This window comes from Acinetobacter sp. A2 (genome assembly GCF_048537555.1).
Lineage (GTDB): Bacteria > Pseudomonadota > Gammaproteobacteria > Pseudomonadales > Moraxellaceae > Acinetobacter.
On record NZ_CP183239.1, the window covers coordinates 2,497,302 to 2,512,639 of the forward strand.

At 43.7% G+C, this 15,338-nt stretch carries 28 protein-coding genes and 1 pseudogene; all 29 read right to left on the reverse strand.

Annotated features, from left to right (window positions below):
- Window positions 1–7 precede the first annotated feature (7 nt).
- A complete protein-coding gene (locus ACNS8M_RS11820) occupies window positions 8–1,498 on the reverse strand; it encodes a flavin-containing monooxygenase (RefSeq protein WP_168418772.1) in 1,491 nt (496 codons plus the stop codon).
- A 201-nt stretch (window positions 1,499–1,699) separates the two neighbouring features.
- Window positions 1,700–2,065, reverse strand: coding sequence for a 50S ribosomal protein L17 (rplQ, locus tag ACNS8M_RS11825; protein ID WP_004974746.1), 366 nt, complete (start codon window positions 2,063–2,065; stop codon window positions 1,700–1,702).
- An 18-nt stretch (window positions 2,066–2,083) separates the two neighbouring features.
- Window positions 2,084–3,091, reverse strand: a complete 1,008-nt coding sequence (locus tag ACNS8M_RS11830; RefSeq protein ID WP_168418773.1) for a DNA-directed RNA polymerase subunit alpha — start codon at window positions 3,089–3,091, stop codon at window positions 2,084–2,086.
- 17 nt (window positions 3,092–3,108) lie between these two features.
- A complete protein-coding gene (gene rpsD, locus ACNS8M_RS11835; RefSeq protein WP_004786890.1) occupies window positions 3,109–3,735 on the reverse strand; it encodes a 30S ribosomal protein S4 in 627 nt (208 codons plus the stop codon).
- Between the two features lie 12 nt (window positions 3,736–3,747).
- Window positions 3,748–4,134, reverse strand: a complete 387-nt coding sequence (gene rpsK / locus ACNS8M_RS11840) for a 30S ribosomal protein S11 (protein WP_001040166.1) — start codon at window positions 4,132–4,134, stop codon at window positions 3,748–3,750.
- Window positions 4,135–4,153: 19 nt separating this feature from the next.
- Complete coding sequence (gene rpsM / locus ACNS8M_RS11845; protein ID WP_004974734.1) at window positions 4,154–4,510, reverse strand: 30S ribosomal protein S13; 357 nt, start codon at window positions 4,508–4,510, stop codon at window positions 4,154–4,156.
- 107 nt (window positions 4,511–4,617) lie between these two features.
- A complete protein-coding gene (gene rpmJ / locus ACNS8M_RS11850) occupies window positions 4,618–4,734 on the reverse strand; it encodes a 50S ribosomal protein L36 (RefSeq protein ID WP_000867907.1) in 117 nt (38 codons plus the stop codon).
- A gap of 20 nt (window positions 4,735–4,754) precedes the next feature.
- Window positions 4,755–6,074, reverse strand: a complete 1,320-nt coding sequence (gene secY / locus ACNS8M_RS11855) for a preprotein translocase subunit SecY (RefSeq protein WP_171525193.1) — start codon at window positions 6,072–6,074, stop codon at window positions 4,755–4,757.
- Between the two features lie 45 nt (window positions 6,075–6,119).
- Window positions 6,120–6,560: a 50S ribosomal protein L15 gene (rplO, locus tag ACNS8M_RS11860; RefSeq protein ID WP_168418774.1), complete on the reverse strand. Its 441-nt coding sequence runs from the start codon at window positions 6,558–6,560 to the stop codon at window positions 6,120–6,122.
- A 3-nt stretch (window positions 6,561–6,563) separates the two neighbouring features.
- Complete coding sequence (gene rpmD, locus ACNS8M_RS11865; RefSeq protein ID WP_004786899.1) at window positions 6,564–6,740, reverse strand: 50S ribosomal protein L30; 177 nt, start codon at window positions 6,738–6,740, stop codon at window positions 6,564–6,566.
- Between the two features lie 6 nt (window positions 6,741–6,746).
- Window positions 6,747–7,244: a 30S ribosomal protein S5 gene (gene rpsE / locus ACNS8M_RS11870; RefSeq protein ID WP_004974725.1), complete on the reverse strand. Its 498-nt coding sequence runs from the start codon at window positions 7,242–7,244 to the stop codon at window positions 6,747–6,749.
- A gap of 2 nt (window positions 7,245–7,246) precedes the next feature.
- Window positions 7,247–7,597 carry a 50S ribosomal protein L18 gene (rplR, locus tag ACNS8M_RS11875; RefSeq protein WP_004281497.1) on the reverse strand — a complete coding sequence of 117 codons (351 nt, stop codon included), beginning with the start codon at window positions 7,595–7,597 and terminating at the stop codon, window positions 7,247–7,249.
- A gap of 14 nt (window positions 7,598–7,611) precedes the next feature.
- Window positions 7,612–8,145: a 50S ribosomal protein L6 gene (gene rplF, locus ACNS8M_RS11880; protein ID WP_004974722.1), complete on the reverse strand. Its 534-nt coding sequence runs from the start codon at window positions 8,143–8,145 to the stop codon at window positions 7,612–7,614.
- A 16-nt stretch (window positions 8,146–8,161) separates the two neighbouring features.
- Window positions 8,162–8,557 (reverse strand): 30S ribosomal protein S8, encoded by a 396-nt coding sequence (gene rpsH, locus ACNS8M_RS11885; RefSeq protein WP_168418776.1) that lies wholly within the window; start codon window positions 8,555–8,557, stop codon window positions 8,162–8,164.
- A 12-nt stretch (window positions 8,558–8,569) separates the two neighbouring features.
- Window positions 8,570–8,875 carry a 30S ribosomal protein S14 gene (gene rpsN / locus ACNS8M_RS11890; protein ID WP_004825185.1) on the reverse strand — a complete coding sequence of 102 codons (306 nt, stop codon included), beginning with the start codon at window positions 8,873–8,875 and terminating at the stop codon, window positions 8,570–8,572.
- A 9-nt stretch (window positions 8,876–8,884) separates the two neighbouring features.
- Window positions 8,885–9,421, reverse strand: a complete 537-nt coding sequence (gene rplE, locus ACNS8M_RS11895; protein ID WP_168418777.1) for a 50S ribosomal protein L5 — start codon at window positions 9,419–9,421, stop codon at window positions 8,885–8,887.
- A 16-nt stretch (window positions 9,422–9,437) separates the two neighbouring features.
- Window positions 9,438–9,755, reverse strand: a complete 318-nt coding sequence (rplX, locus tag ACNS8M_RS11900; RefSeq protein ID WP_168418778.1) for a 50S ribosomal protein L24 — start codon at window positions 9,753–9,755, stop codon at window positions 9,438–9,440.
- A 9-nt stretch (window positions 9,756–9,764) separates the two neighbouring features.
- Entirely contained in the window at window positions 9,765–10,133 is a 369-nt protein-coding gene (rplN, locus tag ACNS8M_RS11905; protein WP_001982634.1) for a 50S ribosomal protein L14, read from the reverse strand.
- 91 nt (window positions 10,134–10,224) lie between these two features.
- A complete protein-coding gene (gene rpsQ, locus ACNS8M_RS11910) occupies window positions 10,225–10,482 on the reverse strand; it encodes a 30S ribosomal protein S17 (protein ID WP_004974714.1) in 258 nt (85 codons plus the stop codon).
- A complete protein-coding gene (gene rpmC / locus ACNS8M_RS11915; RefSeq protein WP_004650482.1) occupies window positions 10,479–10,676 on the reverse strand; it encodes a 50S ribosomal protein L29 in 198 nt (65 codons plus the stop codon). Before rpmC ends, rpsQ begins: the two co-directional genes overlap by 4 nt.
- Window positions 10,676–11,089: a 50S ribosomal protein L16 gene (rplP, locus tag ACNS8M_RS11920; protein ID WP_168418779.1), complete on the reverse strand. Its 414-nt coding sequence runs from the start codon at window positions 11,087–11,089 to the stop codon at window positions 10,676–10,678. Before rplP ends, rpmC begins: the two co-directional genes overlap by 1 nt.
- Window positions 11,029–11,845: pseudogene (rpsC, locus tag ACNS8M_RS11925) on the reverse strand (30S ribosomal protein S3). Before rpsC ends, rplP begins: the two are co-directional and overlap by 61 nt.
- A gap of 1 nt (window position 11,846) precedes the next feature.
- On the reverse strand, window positions 11,847–12,176 hold the full coding sequence (gene rplV, locus ACNS8M_RS11930) for a 50S ribosomal protein L22 (RefSeq protein WP_001982638.1): 330 nt from the start codon (window positions 12,174–12,176) through the stop codon (window positions 11,847–11,849).
- Window positions 12,177–12,187: 11 nt separating this feature from the next.
- Window positions 12,188–12,463 (reverse strand): 30S ribosomal protein S19, encoded by a 276-nt coding sequence (gene rpsS, locus ACNS8M_RS11935; RefSeq protein WP_004673001.1) that lies wholly within the window; start codon window positions 12,461–12,463, stop codon window positions 12,188–12,190.
- Between the two features lie 19 nt (window positions 12,464–12,482).
- On the reverse strand, window positions 12,483–13,307 hold the full coding sequence (rplB, locus tag ACNS8M_RS11940) for a 50S ribosomal protein L2 (protein WP_004974706.1): 825 nt from the start codon (window positions 13,305–13,307) through the stop codon (window positions 12,483–12,485).
- Between the two features lie 11 nt (window positions 13,308–13,318).
- Window positions 13,319–13,639, reverse strand: coding sequence for a 50S ribosomal protein L23 (rplW, locus tag ACNS8M_RS11945; protein WP_004974703.1), 321 nt, complete (start codon window positions 13,637–13,639; stop codon window positions 13,319–13,321).
- Window positions 13,636–14,238, reverse strand: a complete 603-nt coding sequence (gene rplD, locus ACNS8M_RS11950) for a 50S ribosomal protein L4 (RefSeq protein WP_168418780.1) — start codon at window positions 14,236–14,238, stop codon at window positions 13,636–13,638. Before rplD ends, rplW begins: the two co-directional genes overlap by 4 nt.
- A gap of 11 nt (window positions 14,239–14,249) precedes the next feature.
- Window positions 14,250–14,888, reverse strand: coding sequence for a 50S ribosomal protein L3 (gene rplC / locus ACNS8M_RS11955; RefSeq protein WP_168418781.1), 639 nt, complete (start codon window positions 14,886–14,888; stop codon window positions 14,250–14,252).
- Window positions 14,889–14,947: 59 nt separating this feature from the next.
- Complete coding sequence (gene rpsJ, locus ACNS8M_RS11960; protein WP_000070912.1) at window positions 14,948–15,259, reverse strand: 30S ribosomal protein S10; 312 nt, start codon at window positions 15,257–15,259, stop codon at window positions 14,948–14,950.
- Window positions 15,260–15,338 lie beyond the last annotated feature (79 nt).

Here is a 15,338-nt window from a genome sequence, read left to right on the forward strand (position 1 = left end):
ATAAGTTTTAAGACACTAATTTCGGCTTACGCTGCTGCACTGGTGCCTGTTTTTTGAATTTTAAAATACCATCTTCAAAACTGGCTTGTTTCAATGTTTTACGATCTTTCAAATAGTTATTGGTCACACGCCATGGTGCATGTTTGCCTTGTTTCGGCATCACATCGGCAGCCCGGGCAATGTAGCCTGAACTCAAACTGCCCATCACCGTATCTTCCAACAACTCAGTTTGATCACCTTGTGGGATGACCTCATCATAGCCTTGTTGATCCATATAGTTGAATAAACGACAGATATAATCCGCGGCAACATCCACTTTTAAAGTCCAAGACGCATTGATATAACCAATAATTAACGCCATATTCGGTACATCACTCACCATTACGCCCTGATAAAGCATGTGCTTCGAGGTATCCATTGGCTGACCGTCAATTGTGGCTTGTATGCCCCCTAGAATCTGAATGTTCAAGCCTGTTGCAGACACAATAATATCTGCGTCTAAATGCTTACCTGATTTTAATTGCACCCCTGTTTCGGTAAATTGCACGATATGATCCGTTTCAATTGATGCATGACCTTCACGTAAAATGGTAAATAAATCTCCATCAGGCACGACACATAAGCGTTGATCCCACGGATTATAATGCGGCGTGAAATGTTTCATGTCGACTTTGCCTTTGAGCTGCATCTGAATCGACTTTAATAACAAAGTGCGGAGCAATTTTGGTTGCTTTTGTGCCAAGGCATAAATGGCACGCTGCATGCCAATGTTACGTGCACGTATAATTTTATAAGCAACATCTTCAGGTAAAACCTTACGCATCTGCTCGTAAACAAAATCCATAGCAGGCACAGATGCAATATAGGTTGGAGAGCGCTGCAACATCGTTACATGCGCTGTACCTCCTTTAACCATGGCAGGTACTAAAGTAATTGCCGTTGCTCCACTGCCAATAATGAGAACTTTTTTACCACGATAATCAAAATTTTCAGGCCAATGCTGCGGATGAATAAAAGTGCCTTTAAACGCTGCTTGATTTGGAAACTCAGGTTGAAAGCCCTGATCATAGTTATAATAACCAGTACAACCGAGTACAAAATTAGCTACCCAAGTTTCAATCTGCTGGGCTGCATTTTCGATTTTTAACATCCATTTACGCGCTTGGCTGTCATAGTTAGCAGATAACACGCGATGCTGAAAATGAATTTTACTGTTTAATGATTTTTCTTGAATAACTTCAGCCAAATAACCTTTGATTGATGCGCCATCCGCCAGTACATTGGTTTTTTTCCAAGGTTTAAAGTTATAGCCAAAAGTAGACATATCCGAATCTGAACGAATACCAGGATATTGAAATAAGTCCCACGTTCCACCAAAACTTTGGCGACGCTCAATAATCTCAAAAGAACGCTGCGGGCAATGTTGCGTGAGGTGTGCAGCCAAACCAATACCCGAAATACCTGCCCCGATAATTAAAATATCAACCTGCTTATCCATGTTTTATTGTCCAGTTTGAATGATGATTTTTATTAAAACACATATTTGACAATACACAATGTCAAGTTTAAAAAAAGAAGCTTAAATTCTTATCATTTCAGGACAATTTTAGATAATCAGCATGCTTGAAAAATTTACAGGCATAAAAAAAGACCGGTAAAACCGGTCTTTTTCGAACAACGTGCGTTATTCTTGGCGAAATTATTTAACTTCGCGATCTACTAGCTCAACGTAAGCCATCGGTGCAGCATCACCTGCACGGAAGCCCGCTTTAAGAACACGTAGATAACCGCCGTTACGTTCTTTGTAACGAGGGCCAAGAACGGTAAATAATTTACCAACAGTTGCTGCTGAACGAGTACGAGCAAACGCCAAACGACGGTTTGCTACTGTATCGTTTTTAGCTAAAGTGATTAAAGGCTCAGCAACACGACGTAATTCTTTTGCTTTAGGAACAGTCGTTTTGATTAACTCGTGTTCGAACAAAGAATTAGCCAAGTTTTGGAACATCGCTTTGCGATGGCTGCTTGTACGGCCTAATTTCACACCACTATTACGATGACGCATGGTGATAGTCCTACTTAATTAACGGCTACGATAGGCGAAACGATCGTCCATACGGAGACTAGCTGGTGGCCAGTTCTCTAAACGCATGCCGAGCTGTAAGCCTTTTGAAGCCAGAACATCTTTGATCTCTGTAAGCGATTTTTTACCCAAGTTAGGCGTTTTAAGTAGCTCAACTTCAGTACGCTGTACAAGATCACCAATGTAGTAAATATTTTCTGCTTTCAAACAGTTAGCAGAACGAACAGTAAGCTCTAGATCATCTACTGGACGAAGCAAGATTGGATCAACTTCTTCACGAGGCTCTTGAGCAACAGGAGCTTGATCTTTCTGAAGATCAACAAAAATTGCAATTTGTTGTTGCAAGATTGTTGCCGCTTTGCGGATTACTTCTTCTGGATCTACAGTTCCGTTGGTTTCAAGATCAATGACCAACTTGTCAAGGTCAGTACGTTGTTCTACACGCGCATTTTCTACGATGTAAGACACACGTTTGATTGGGCTATAAGAAGCATCTAACTGCAAACGACCTACAGGGCGAGTTTCGCCTTCTGGGAAACGTGAGTCAGATGTTTCATAACCACGGCCTTGAGCAACTTTCAGGCGCATTTTTAAATTGCCTGTAGCACTTAACGTGCCGATCAAGTGTTCAGGGTTAACCACTTCAACATTATGTGGTAAACGAAGGTCTGCAGCAGTTACATCGCCTGGACCTTGTTTTTCCAATGTCAAATAAGCTTCATTTTGATCGAACAGCTTAATAGACAATCCTTTCAGGTTCAGCAAGAGCTCGACGATGTCCTGCTGCAAGCCTTCCAAAGTACTGTACTCGTGCTCGACACCTTCAATTTCAACTTCTACCACAGCTGCGCCAGGTAAAGAAGAAAGAAGGATGCGACGTAAAGCATTACCAAGAGTATGACCAAAGCCACGCTCTAATGGTTCTAGAATAACTTTTGCCGAGGTCCCGCTTGCCGCTTCGACCTTGATCGCTTGCGGAGTAAGAAACTCATTTGCAGTACGCGTCATTATTGCTACCTCAAGGATTATTTAGAATACAATTCTACAATCAAGCTTTCGTTGATTTCAGCAGGTAAATCAGAACGATCTGGTGCAGCTTTGAACGTACCTTCTAATTTAGAATGGTCAACTTCCATCCAAGAAGGGATACCACGTTGAGCAGCCAATTCAATTGCGTTTTTAATACGTAATTGTTGTTTTGCACCTTCGTGAACTGCAATTACATCACCAGCTTTAACTTGGATAGACGCAATGTTAACACGACGACCATTTAAAGTAATGCTACGGTGAGATACAAGCTGACGAGCTTCTGCACGTGTAGAACCAAAACCCATGCGATAAACAACGTTATCAAGACGGCTTTCGAGCAATTTCAACAAGTTTTCACCTGTTGCGCCTTTCACACGAGCAGCTTCTTTATAGTAGTTACTAAATTGACGCTCTAAAACACCGTACATACGACGTACTTTTTGTTTTTCACGTAATTGTAGTGAGTACTCAGATTGCTTACCACCACGAGCCCCGCCATGTTGGCCAGGTGCTTTAGCGTGTTTTTTAGTTTTGACGTCAAAAGGTTTAACGCCAGATTTAAGTTGCAGGTCTGTCCCTTCGCGGCGAGAGAGTTTGCATTTTGGACCAATATAACGAGCCATGAATGTTTCTCCTTACACGCGACGTTTTTTAGGTGGACGGCAACCGTTGTGAGGGATTGGAGTCACATCGGTAATGCTGTTAATTTTATAACCCACTGCACCTAATGCACGAACCGCAGACTCACGACCTGGACCAGGACCTTTAACAAGGACGTCCAAGTTTTTCAAACCGTAATCTAAAGCAGCTTTACCAGCAACTTCAGCAGCTACCTGAGCAGCGAACGGAGTTGATTTACGTGATCCACGGAAGCCTTGTCCACCTGAGGTAGCCCAAGCCAGTGCATTACCTTGACGATCGGTAATGGTCACAATGGTGTTATTAAAAGAAGCGTGAATGTGTGCAACACCTTCAGAGACGGTACGAGTGACCTTCTTGCGTGTGCGAGTATCTTTAGCCATCTTTTAGCTTCCAGAAATCTTATTTCTTAATCGGTTTGCGCGGACCTTTACGGGTACGTGCGTTAGTTTTGGTGCGTTGACCACGGACAGGCAAGCTGCGACGATGACGAAGACCGCGGTAGCAGCCCAAATCCATTAAACGTTTAATGTTCATGGAAATTTCGCGACGTAAGTCACCTTCGGTCGGAACCTTAGCAACTTCTGCACGAATCGCATCAAGCTGAGCGTCATCTAGTTCACGGATCTTTGTTGTTGGTGCGATGCCCGCAGCAGCCAAGATAGTCTTAGCAGTGTGGCGACCAATACCAAAGATATAAGTGAGAGAGATAACAGCGTGCTTGTTATCCGGAATGTTTACACCGGCAATACGAGCCATTCAATTTTCTCCAAAAAGGCAGTTAAGATAATCAACCGCCCCACAAAAATCTTGAGGGGCGGATAATAACCTAATTAGCCTACTGAAATCAACAGGTCTTAATCAAATTAACCTTGACGCTGCTTATGACGAGGTTCTGCGCTGCAAATTACGCGGATAACCCCATTACGACGGATAACTTTACAGCTACCACAAATTTTCTTTACAGAAGCTTGTACTTTCATGATGAAACCTCTAAGTGCGCTTATCCCTTAGGATGAGCAGTCGTTTTTCTCATTAACGTTTGATTATCGTACTGGTGCGAGGTGAGATGTGCTTGAAGCTGAGCCATAAAGTCCATCACGACCACCACAACAATCAGCAATGAGGTACCACCCAAATAGAATGGAATACCAAAAGAGCTCTGTAATACCATTGGCATTAAACAAATCACTGTGATGTAAATCGCGCCAATAAAGGTCAAACGACTGAGAATATGATCTAAGTAACGAGCAGTTTGCTCACCTGGGCGAATACCAGGCACATAAGCTCCGCTGCGTTTCAAGTTCTCTGAAACCTCTTTAGGACTGAATACCAGCGCTGTATAGAAGTAACAGAAAAAGATAATTAACGCACCAAAGAGCACCAAATACAACGGTTGTCCAGGCGACAATACCAATGCCAAGTCTTGAAGACTACGCTTGATTAATCCTGCATTAGGATCTGCACTACCCACCCACTGACCTAAGCTCGCAGGGAACAAAAGCAATGAACTGGCAAAGATTGCAGGAATAACACCTGCCATATTAATTTTTAATGGCAAATGCGTTTGCTGTGCAGTAAATACACGACGACCTTGTTGTTTTTGAGCATAGTTTACTGGAATACGACGCTGCGCCTTCTCAATAAACACAATTGCTGCAAGTACACCCAATGATAAGAGGCCAAAAATTGCCAAGCCAATCAGACTAGACTGACCGCTATCAATAGATGAGAAAGACTGCATAATTAAATTAGGCAAGCCTGCAACAATACCTGCGAAAATGATCATGGAAATACCATTACCCACTCCGCGTTCGGTAATTTGTTCACCCAACCACATTAGGAACATAGTTCCTGCTACCAAAGAGGTAACAGCTGGAACGTAAAAAGCCAGACCTGAAGTAAGGGTAATCCCTTGACTAATCAGACCTGCACACATACCAATTGCTTGCACAAGTGCAAGAAAAAGTGTTCCTTGGCGCGTATATTGATTAATTTTACGCTTGCCTTGTTCGCCTTCTTTTTTCAAAGCTTCCAGCGAAGGAACCACGGTTGACATTAACTGCACAATAATCGATGCAGAAATGTATGGCATGATCCCTAAAGCAAGAATCGACATCCGCTCTAATGCACCACCCGAAAACATGTTAAACAAACCAAGGATTGTACCTTGGTTTGCATTAAACAAATGTTCAAGTGCAGCATTATTAATGCCTGGTACTGGAATATGCGCTCCTAGTCGAAACACCAACAACGCACCAATGAGAAACATCATTCGGCGTATAATTTCACGATATTTCACATGAAATGGTTGGCCTTTCATCATATGAACATGACCTGAAGAACTAGGAGTCATAGACACTGGGGATTACTCCTCGACTTTACCGCCAGCAGCTTCAACAGCAGCTTTAGCGCCTTTAGTCACAGCAACACCTTGAACAGTGAATGCGCGAGTAATTTCACCAGAAAGTACGATACGAGCACGAATCATATCTTTACGTACAACGTTCGCTGCTTTTAAAGTTTCTAGGCTAACGATGTCGCCTTCAACTTTAGCAAGCTCAGATAAACGTACTTCAGCAGTTTTCAAAGCGATTTGGCTAGTGAAACCGAATTTAGGTAAACGACGATATAACGCAGTTTGACCACCTTCGAATCCAGGACGTGTACCACCGCTCTTACGTGAGTTTTGACCTTTGATACCACGACCACCAGTCTTACCAACGCCAGAACCGATACCACGGCCTAGACGACGGGCTTCACGCTTAGCACCTTCTGCAGGTGCAAGTTCATTTAAACGCAGAGTCATGGCTTATTCCTCTACACTAACCATATAGTAGACTTGGTTGATCATACCACGGTTAGAAGGCGTATCTTGCACTTCTACAGTATGACCAATACGACGCAGACCTAAACCTTTAAGGCTAAGCTTGTGATTTTTCAAGCGGTGCGATGCAGATTTAGTCTGGGTAACTTTAATCGTTTTCATGATTGATTACCCTTGAATTTGTTCTACTGAAAGACCACGTTTCGCAGCAACCTTTTCAGGAGTTGTCATATCACGCAAACCGTTGAAAGTTGCGTTAACTACGTTTGCAGCGTTAGTAGAACCACGGCATTTAGTCAATACGTTACGTACACCTGCAGCTTCTAAAACTGCACGCATAGAACCACCCGCAATTACACCAGTACCTTCAGATGCTGGTTGCATGTAAACACGGCTTGCACCGTGACGTGCGTGAATTGGGTGTTGTAAAGTACCGTCTGCCAATTCGATTGTGATCATGTTACGACGAGCAGCTTCAAGTGCTTTAGAAATAGCAGCTGGAACTTCACGTGCTTTACCACGACCAAAACCTACGCGACCATTACCATCACCCACAACAGTTAATGCTGTGAAAGAGAAGATACGACCACCTTTAACAACTTTGGCTACACGATCAACGGCAACCAGCTTTTCAACAAGACCTTCGTTTTGTTCAACTTTAGCCATGATTAGAACTCCAAGCCGTTTTCACGAGCAGCATCAGCCAAGGCTTTGATACGACCATGATATTTAAAACCAGAACGGTCAAATGCAACTTTAGTTACACCAGCTGCTTTCGCACGCTCTGCGATTAAAGCACCTACTTTTTGAGCTGCTTCAACGTTACCAGTTGTACCAGCACGTAAAGTAGCATCTAAAGTTGAAGCTTGCGCTAAAACTTTGCCACCATCTGCTGAAATAACTTGAGCATAGATGTGACGCGGAGTGCGGTTTACACACAAACGAGTCGCACCCAATGCACGGATGTGCAAGCGTGTGCTTTTCGCACGACGCAAACGGGATTGTTTCTTTTCGTTCATAAGAACCTCGCGCCTTATTTCTTCTTAGCTTCTTTACGAAGTACAACTTCGTCAGAATAACGAACACCTTTACCTTTATATGGCTCTGGTGGACGGTAACCACGGATGTCTGCAGCAACTTGACCTAAAGCTGCTTTATCAGCAGATTTAAGGATAATTTCAGTTGCAGTTGGAGTTTCTGCAGTTACACCTTCAGGAAGTGTGTAGTCGATTGGGTGTGAGAAACCAAGGTTAAGGTTAACAACGTTACCTTTAACCGCAGCTTTATAACCAACACCAATCAATTGCAACTTGCGTTCGAAGCCTTCGCTTACACCTTTTACAAGGTTGTTAAGCACAGCGCGAGCGGTACCAGCTTGCATCCAAGCGTCTTTCGACTCAGCTTTAGGAGCAATAGCTAGAATACCGTCTTCCTGTTTTAGCTCGACCAGCGCATGCAGGTTGAAAGACAATGTACCTTTGCTGCCTTTCACTTCGACCTGCCGGCCGTTCTGAGTAACTGTAACACCGTTAGGTACAGTTACTGGGGCTTTAGCCACACGAGACATGAGGAATCACCTATTATTAAGAAACAAAAGCAATAACTTCACCACCGATACCTGCAGCACGTGCAGCGCGATCAGTCATGATGCCTTTGCTTGTAGAAACGATTGCAATACCTAAACCTTGCTTAACGCTTGGAAGTGCATCTTTACCGCGATACTGACGTAGACCTGGACGGCTTACGCGTTTCACAGTTTCGATAACTGGTTTGCCTTCAAAATATTTTAAAGTAATCGTTAAAGTAGCTTTGCCTTCGTTGTCAGCAACTTCTACATTTGCGATATAACCTTCTTGTTGAAGTACGTTTGCAATAGCAACTTTCAACTTAGAATTAGGCATAGAAACAGTTTGCTTCTTTGCCATTTGAGCGTTACGAACACGCGTTAGCATGTCGGCAACGGTATCTTGCATACTCATTTATAGTGCTCCTTACCAGCTTGCCTTAACAACGCCCGGTACATCACCTTGCATTACTGTGTCACGTAATTTGTTACGGCTTAAACCGAACTTACGGAAGTAACCATGAGGACGACCAGTTAAACCACAACGGTTACGAAGACGTACTGGAGACGCATTACGTGGTAATGCTTGTAACTTCATCATCGCTTCGAAACGCTCTTCGTCGCTTGCATTTACGTTTGCAATCGTTGCTTTTAATTCAGCACGTTTTGCAGCGTATTTCGCAACAGTAGCTTCGCGTTTCAATTCGCGATTAATCATACCTTTCTTAGCCATATCGACCTCTTATTTGAACGGGAAGCCGAATGCACGCATAAGCGCACGGCCTTCGTCATCGGTGCGAGCAGTCGTAGTAATGGTGATGTCCATACCACGAATTCGATCAATCTTATCAAAATCGATTTCAGGGAACATGATTTGTTCCTTGAGACCCATAGAGTAGTTACCACGACCATCGAATGATTTCGCAGAGAAACCACGGAAGTCACGGATACGAGGGATCGCGATAGAGATCAAACGGTCTAAGAATTCGTACATACGTTCGCCGCGTAAAGTAACTTTACAACCAATCGGCCAACCATCACGGATTTTAAAACCAGCGATTGATTTACGAGCTAATGTTAAAACTGGTTTTTGACCAGCAATAGCTTGCATATCAGAAAGAGCGCCATCTAACAATTTCTTGTCAGCAGCTGCAGCACCAACACCCATGTTGATGGTAATTTTAGTGATGCGAGGGATCTCCATCACATTCTTAACGCCCAATTGTTCTTGTAATTGAGCTTTAAGTTCGTCGTTGTAACGTGTTTTAAGTCTGGCCATTGCCTATTTCAACCTATTACTTCGCTACCGCCACTGATTCACCATTTGATTTATAAACGCGAGTTTTCACGCCATCAATCGTTTGGTAACCAACACGGTCAGCCTTTTGGGTTGTAGCATTAAAAATTGCCACGTTCGAGATATGAAGCGAAGCTTCCTGCGTTACGATACCGCCTTCAGCGCCCGTAGCACGGTTTGGCTTCTGGTGCTTCTTAACCAAGTTAAGACCTTCGACCTTCACTTGATCATTAGAAACTGACAAAACAGTACCCTGTTTGCCTTTTTCTTTACCTGCGATCACGATTACCTGATCGCCTTTTTTAATCTTAGCCATGATTGCCTCTTATAGAACTTCAGGAGCCAATGAAATGATTTTCATGAACTGTTCAGTACGAAGTTCACGAGTCACTGGTCCGAAAATACGAGTTGCAATCGGTGCTTTGTTGTTATTCAAAATAACAGCAGCGTTATCATCAAAACGGATCACAGAACCGTCTGGACGACGAATACCGAACTTTGTACGTACAACAACAGCATTCATCACGTCACCTTTTTTAACACGTGCGCGTGGAATAGCTTCTTTTACAGTAACTTTAATAATGTCGCCAACAGAAGCATAACGACGATGTGAACCACCTAGTACTTTAATACATTGTACGCGGCGAGCACCACTGTTGTCAGCTACGTCAAGCATCGTTTCGGTTTGAATCATTGCCCTACTCCAAAACCGAGCATCACCGGTCACAATTTCGAAAGGCTCAAAGAGTACTCGAAATTGACCGATGATGCAACAAGAACGTTAATTACTCAGCAGCAGCTTCAACAACTTCAACTAAAGTCCATGACTTAGTTTTAGACATTGGGCGGCTTTCTTTGATAGTCACAACATCACCAATCTTGGCTGTGTTGTTCTCATCATGAGCGTGTAATTTGGTTGAACGGCGAATCAATTTGCCATACAACGGGTGTTGAACTTGGCGTTCAATAAGGACAACAATAGATTTTTCCATTTTGTCGCTTACAACTTTGCCAGTTAACGTGCGGACTGTATTTTGACTCATTGCCCGTTCCCCTGTTTTTCGGTAAGGAGGGTCTTGATGCGTGCAATAGTTTTACGAGTAAGCGCAACTTCATGCGATTTACCCAATTGACCAGTTGCTTTCGCCATACGAAGACGGAATTGGTTAAGCTGTTGCTCATCAAGCAAAGCTGTCAACTCTTCTACCGACTTTTCACGTAGATCTTTAGTTTTCATTACATTACCGTCCGAGTCACGATAGTGGTTTTAAACGGAAGTTTAGCAGCAGCAAGCGTAAACGCTTCACGTGCTAATTCTTCGTCCACACCATCAATTTCGTACAAGACTTTACCTGGTTTGATTTGACAAACCCAATATTCCACAGAACCTTTACCTTTACCCATACGCACTTCAAGAGGCTTAGAAGTAATTGGTTTGTCTGGGAATACACGGATAAAGATCTTACCACCACGCTTAATACGACGGCTAATTGTACGACGCGCCGCTTCAATTTGACGCGCAGTCATTTGACCACGTTCAACTGACTTAAGTGCGATAGTACCGAAAGATACTGAGCTACCACGGTGCGCTAGACCAGTGTTACGGCCTTTTTGCACCTTACGGAATTTAGTACGTTTAGGTTGCAACATGGATTATTCTCCCTTTTCAGCAGAACGATCATTGCGACGACCACGACGCTCTTGACCTTCACCACGACCGCGACCGCGTTTAGCTGGACGTTCTTCAGCTGGTGCTGGGTTCATGACTTGTTTCATGCCACCCAAGATTTCACCACGGAATACCCAAACTTTAACACCAATCGTACCGTAAGTTGTTTCAGCACGCATAGTTGCATAGTCGATGTCCGCACGAAGTGTATGCAAAGGTACACGACCTTCACGATACCATTCAGTACGTGCAATCTCTGCACCACCTAAACGACCAGAAACTTCAACTTTGATACCTTTAGCACCAGCACGCATAGAGTTCTGTACCGCACGCTTCATAGCACGACGGAACATAACACGCTTTTCTAATTGAGAAGCAATTGCTTCAGCAACTAAACGAGCATCTAAGTCTGGACGGTCAATTTCGTTGATGCTTACTTGCGCAGGAACACCCATAATAGATGTTAATTCGCGTTGTAATTTCTCAATGTCTTCGCCTTTTTTACCGATTACGATACCAGGACGAGCAGTGCTAATTGTTACTTTAGCAGCGCCTGTTGGACGCTCGATAAGAATGTTGCTTACCATTGCGTTCTTAAGTTTTTTAGTTAAAAACTCACGAACTTGAAGGTCTTTAAGCAAGTATTCAGCGTATTGTTTCGGATTCGCATACCAGTTAGCGTTATGACGTTTCACAACACCTAGGCGGATACCGATTGGATGAACCTTCTGACCCATATCAAACCCCTACCTTAACGGTGATGTGACAAGTACGCTTAGTAATACGATCTGCACGGCCTTTAGCACGTGGCATAATACGTTTAAGGCTCATGCCTTCATCAACGTAAATCGTAGATACTTTCAAATCGTCTACATCTAAACTGTTATTGTGTTCAGCATTTGCAATTGCAGATTCCAATGCTTTCTTAACTAAAACAGCAGCTTTTTTGTTGCTGAAGTTTAAAATGTTAAGTGCATGCGCAACAGATTTGCCGCGGATAAGATCTGCAACCAAACGTGCTTTTTGTGCCGAGATAGCGGCACCGCGTAATTTAGCAGTTACTTCCATCATAGCACCTATTAACGTTTAGACTTCTTGTCAACACCGTGACCACGATAGGTACGAGTTGGCGCGAATTCACCGAGTTTATGACCAACCATGTGTTCAGAAATAATCACTGGAACATGGTTACGACCATTATGAACAGAAATTGTTAAACCAACAAAATCCGGGAGGATCATCGAACGACGCGACCAAGTTTTGATCGGCTTACGGTTATTAGCCGCGATTGCCGCTTCAACCTTAGCGAACAAGTGCGCATCGACGAATGGGCCTTTTTTCAGAGAACGAGGCATTGTCAGATTCCTTTACTTGTTACTTAACGCGACGGTCGCGAATAATCATCTTAGTCGTACGCTTGTTGGTACGTGTCTTGTACCCTTTAGCTTTTTGACCCCATGGGCTTACAGGTTGAATACCTTTAGTACGCCCTTCACCACCACCGTGTGGGTGATCAACCGGGTTCATCGCCATACCACGAACGGTAGGACGAACACCACGCCAGCGCGAAGCACCTGCTTTACCAAGTGAACGTAGGTTGCTTTCTGAGTTAGATACTTCACCTAACACAGCGCGGCATTCAACGTGCACTTTACGCATTTCGCCTGAACGTAGACGAACGATTGCGTATGAACCGTCACGACCCAACAATTGAACTGAAGTACCAGCAGAACGAGCTAATTGCGCGCCTTTACCGATTTTAAGTTCGATGTTGTGAAGAGTAGCACCGATAGGCATGTTACGAAGTGGTAAGCAGTTACCTGGACGAATTGGAGCATCGTTACCAGATTGAACTTGATCACCAGCACGTAAACCTTTAGGCGCAATGATATAACGACGTTCACCGTCAGCATACTTCAACAATGCGATGTGTGCAGTACGGTTTGGATCGTATTCAATACGCTCAACTACAGCAGGAATGCCATCTTTGTTACGTTTGAAGTCTACGATACGGTAGTGTTGCTTATGACCACCACCAACGTGACGTGTAGTAATGTGACCGTTGTTGTTACGACCACCAGTACGTTTTTTAGCTTCTACCAACGGCGCATAAGGCGCACCTTTGTGAAGATGGTCGTGAACGACTTTCTCTACAAAGCGACGTCCTGGAGACGTTGGCTTACATTTTTGAATCGGCATAAATTTCGTCCTTATTCCGCTGCGCTTTCAGCGGTATCGCCCAAGTCAGCCATTTCAACATCTTGGCCAGCTTTCAGGGTGACGTATGCTTTTTTAACATCAGAACGGCGTCCTAATGTACGACCAAAGCGCTTAGTCTTACCTTTAGTGATAGTCGTGTTAACTTTAACAACTTCCACACCAAATAATTGCTCAACAGCTTTTTTGATTTCAAGCTTGTTTGCATTTAATGCAACTTTAAATACTTGAACACCAGCAGTTTCGCCTAAAACTTGTGCTTTTTCTGAAAATACAGGTCCTTGTAGGACTTGATATAAACGTTCGTTGTTCATCCGAGTTCTACCTCAATTTTCTTAGCAGCAGCAACAGACATTACAACTTTGTCGAACGCGATCAAGCTAACAGGATCGATTGCAGTAGCATCAACCACATCTACATGTGGAAGGTTACGCGCTGCAAGATATAGATTCTCATCTACAGCTTCAGTTACGATCAATGCGCGAGTTGCATTCAAGTCGTTAAGTTTTGCAAGCAACTCTTTAGTTTTAGGAGCTTCAACAGCAAACTCTTCAACCAATACAAGACGATCTTGGCGAACAAGTTCAGCTAAGATACATTGCATTGCACCGCGGTACATTTTGCGGTTAACTTTTTGAGACCAATCTTGTGGACGAGCAGCAAAAGTTTTACCACCACCAACCCAGATTGGGCTACGAATAGAACCAGCACGAGCGCGGCCAGTACCTTTTTGACGGAATGGTTTTTTACCACCGCCAGCAACGTCTGCACGTGATTTCTGTGCTTTAGAACCTTGACGACCACCAGCTAAATAAGCTGTAACAACTTGGTGTACAAGTGCTTCGTTAAAGTCACGTCCGAAAGCAACTTCAGATAACTCAACAGCAGAGCCGGAAACAGTTTTTAAATTCACGTTATTTCCCCTCAGGCCTTGATCGTAGGACGAACAGTTACGTCGCCACCAGTAGCACCAGGAACCGCACCTTTAACAACTAGAACTGAACGTTCAGCGTCAATAGCAACGATTTCAAGACCCTGTGTAGTTACGCGTTCAGCACCTAAATGGCCAGCCATTTTCTTGCCTTTGAACACGCGACCAGGAGTCTGGTTTTGACCTGTAGAACCTAGAACACGGTGAGAAACAGAGTTACCGTGAGTAGCGTCTTGAGTACGGAAGTTCCAACGCTTAACACCACCTTGGAAGCCCTTACCTTTAGACTGACCAGTAACGTCAACAATTTGACCCACTGCAAACAGATCTACACCGATAGTAGCGCCAACTTCACGACCTTCAAGCTCAGCTTCTGAAACACGGAATTCTTGAACTAAACGACCAGCAGCAACACCCGCTTTAGCGAAGTGACCTTTCTGAGCGTTAGTTACGCGAGATTCGCGACGTTCACCAGTAGTAACCTGAATTGCTTGATAACCATCTGTTTCAAGCGTTTTGATTTGAGTGATGCGGTTAGGATCAACCTCAATCACTGTAACAGGTACAGAAACACCAGCATCTGTAAAGATACGGGTCATACCGCACTTGCGACCGACTAAACCAATAGCCATGTGCATAAACCTCTAAAAAAGCGGCCTAATTAACTTAGAGTGTTAATTAACCGAAAGCCTTAACCCAATGCAATCTGAACATCAACACCAGCTGCTAGATCTAATTTCATCAACGCATCAACAGTTTTATCTGTAGGTTGAACGATGTCGATCAAACGCTTATAAGTACGAATTTCGTACTGGTCACGCGCATCTTTGTTTACGTGTGGTGATGTTAAAACGTTGAAGCGTTCGATGCGAGTTGGCATCGGGATTGGACCACACACTTGTGCGCCAGTACGCTTAGCGGTTTCTACGATTTCTTGAGCAGATTGATCAATCAGACGGTGATCAAAAGACTTCAAACGGATACGAATTCTCTGGTTAGACATACCAGTTAACTCCAAGCCAAATATATAAAGAATCACCCTTGACGCATCTCACCCCACTAATTTAAGGCAAGTGTCAAAG

Bases quoted from the DNA above. Each gene is read 5' to 3' on its own strand.
- rpsE (WP_004974725.1), bottom strand. From the start codon at position 7,244: ATGGCTAAAGTTGAACAAAACGAAGGTCTTGTTGAAAAGCTGGTTGCC.
- rpsS (WP_004673001.1), bottom strand. From the start codon at position 12,463: ATGCCTCGTTCTCTGAAAAAAGGCCCATTCGTCGATGCGCACTTGTTC.
- rpsD (WP_004786890.1), bottom strand. From the start codon at position 3,735: ATGGCTCGTTATATTGGTCCAAAATGCAAACTCTCTCGCCGCGAAGGG.
- rplQ (WP_004974746.1), bottom strand. From the start codon at position 2,065: ATGCGTCATCGTAATAGTGGTGTGAAATTAGGCCGTACAAGCAGCCAT.
- secY (WP_171525193.1), bottom strand. From the start codon at position 6,074: ATGAAAGGCCAACCATTTCATGTGAAATATCGTGAAATTATACGCCGA.
- rplP (WP_168418779.1), bottom strand. From the start codon at position 11,089: ATGTTGCAACCTAAACGTACTAAATTCCGTAAGGTGCAAAAAGGCCGT.
- rplF (WP_004974722.1), bottom strand. From the start codon at position 8,145: ATGTCTCGTGTGGCTAAAGCCCCAGTAACTGTACCTAACGGTGTTACA.
- rpsQ (WP_004974714.1), bottom strand. From the start codon at position 10,482: ATGAGTCAAAATACAGTCCGCACGTTAACTGGCAAAGTTGTAAGCGAC.
- rplN (WP_001982634.1), bottom strand. From the start codon at position 10,133: ATGATTCAAACCGAAACGATGCTTGACGTAGCTGACAACAGTGGTGCT.
- ACNS8M_RS11830 (WP_168418773.1), bottom strand. From the start codon at position 3,091: ATGACGCGTACTGCAAATGAGTTTCTTACTCCGCAAGCGATCAAGGTC.
- rplB (WP_004974706.1), bottom strand. From the start codon at position 13,307: ATGCCGATTCAAAAATGTAAGCCAACGTCTCCAGGACGTCGCTTTGTA.
- rplX (WP_168418778.1), bottom strand. From the start codon at position 9,755: ATGGCTAAGATTAAAAAAGGCGATCAGGTAATCGTGATCGCAGGTAAA.
- rpsN (WP_004825185.1), bottom strand. From the start codon at position 8,875: ATGGCTAAGAAAGGTATGATTAATCGCGAATTGAAACGCGAAGCTACT.
- rplR (WP_004281497.1), bottom strand. From the start codon at position 7,597: ATGAACGAAAAGAAACAATCCCGTTTGCGTCGTGCGAAAAGCACACGC.
- rplV (WP_001982638.1), bottom strand. From the start codon at position 12,176: ATGGAAGTAACTGCTAAATTACGCGGTGCCGCTATCTCGGCACAAAAA.
- rplC (WP_168418781.1), bottom strand. From the start codon at position 14,888: ATGGCTATTGGTTTAGTCGGTCGCAAGTGCGGTATGACCCGTATCTTT.
- rplO (WP_168418774.1), bottom strand. From the start codon at position 6,560: ATGACTCTGCGTTTAAATGAACTTGCACCTGCAGAAGGTGCTAAGCGT.
- rpmD (WP_004786899.1), bottom strand. From the start codon at position 6,740: ATGAAAACGATTAAAGTTACCCAGACTAAATCTGCATCGCACCGCTTG.
- rpsH (WP_168418776.1), bottom strand. From the start codon at position 8,557: ATGAGTATGCAAGATACCGTTGCCGACATGCTAACGCGTGTTCGTAAC.
- ACNS8M_RS11820 (WP_168418772.1), bottom strand. From the start codon at position 1,498: ATGGATAAGCAGGTTGATATTTTAATTATCGGGGCAGGTATTTCGGGT.
- rpsJ (WP_000070912.1), bottom strand. From the start codon at position 15,259: ATGTCTAACCAGAGAATTCGTATCCGTTTGAAGTCTTTTGATCACCGT.
- rpsK (WP_001040166.1), bottom strand. From the start codon at position 4,134: ATGGCTAAAGATACTCGCACACGCAAGAAGGTCACTCGTACCGTCTCT.
- rplW (WP_004974703.1), bottom strand. From the start codon at position 13,639: ATGAACAACGAACGTTTATATCAAGTCCTACAAGGACCTGTATTTTCA.
- rpmC (WP_004650482.1), bottom strand. From the start codon at position 10,676: ATGAAAACTAAAGATCTACGTGAAAAGTCGGTAGAAGAGTTGACAGCT.
- rpmJ (WP_000867907.1), bottom strand. From the start codon at position 4,734: ATGAAAGTACAAGCTTCTGTAAAGAAAATTTGTGGTAGCTGTAAAGTT.
- rplE (WP_168418777.1), bottom strand. From the start codon at position 9,421: ATGGCCAGACTTAAAACACGTTACAACGACGAACTTAAAGCTCAATTA.
- rpsM (WP_004974734.1), bottom strand. From the start codon at position 4,510: ATGGCTCGTATTGCCGGTGTAAACATTCCGGATAACAAGCACGCTGTT.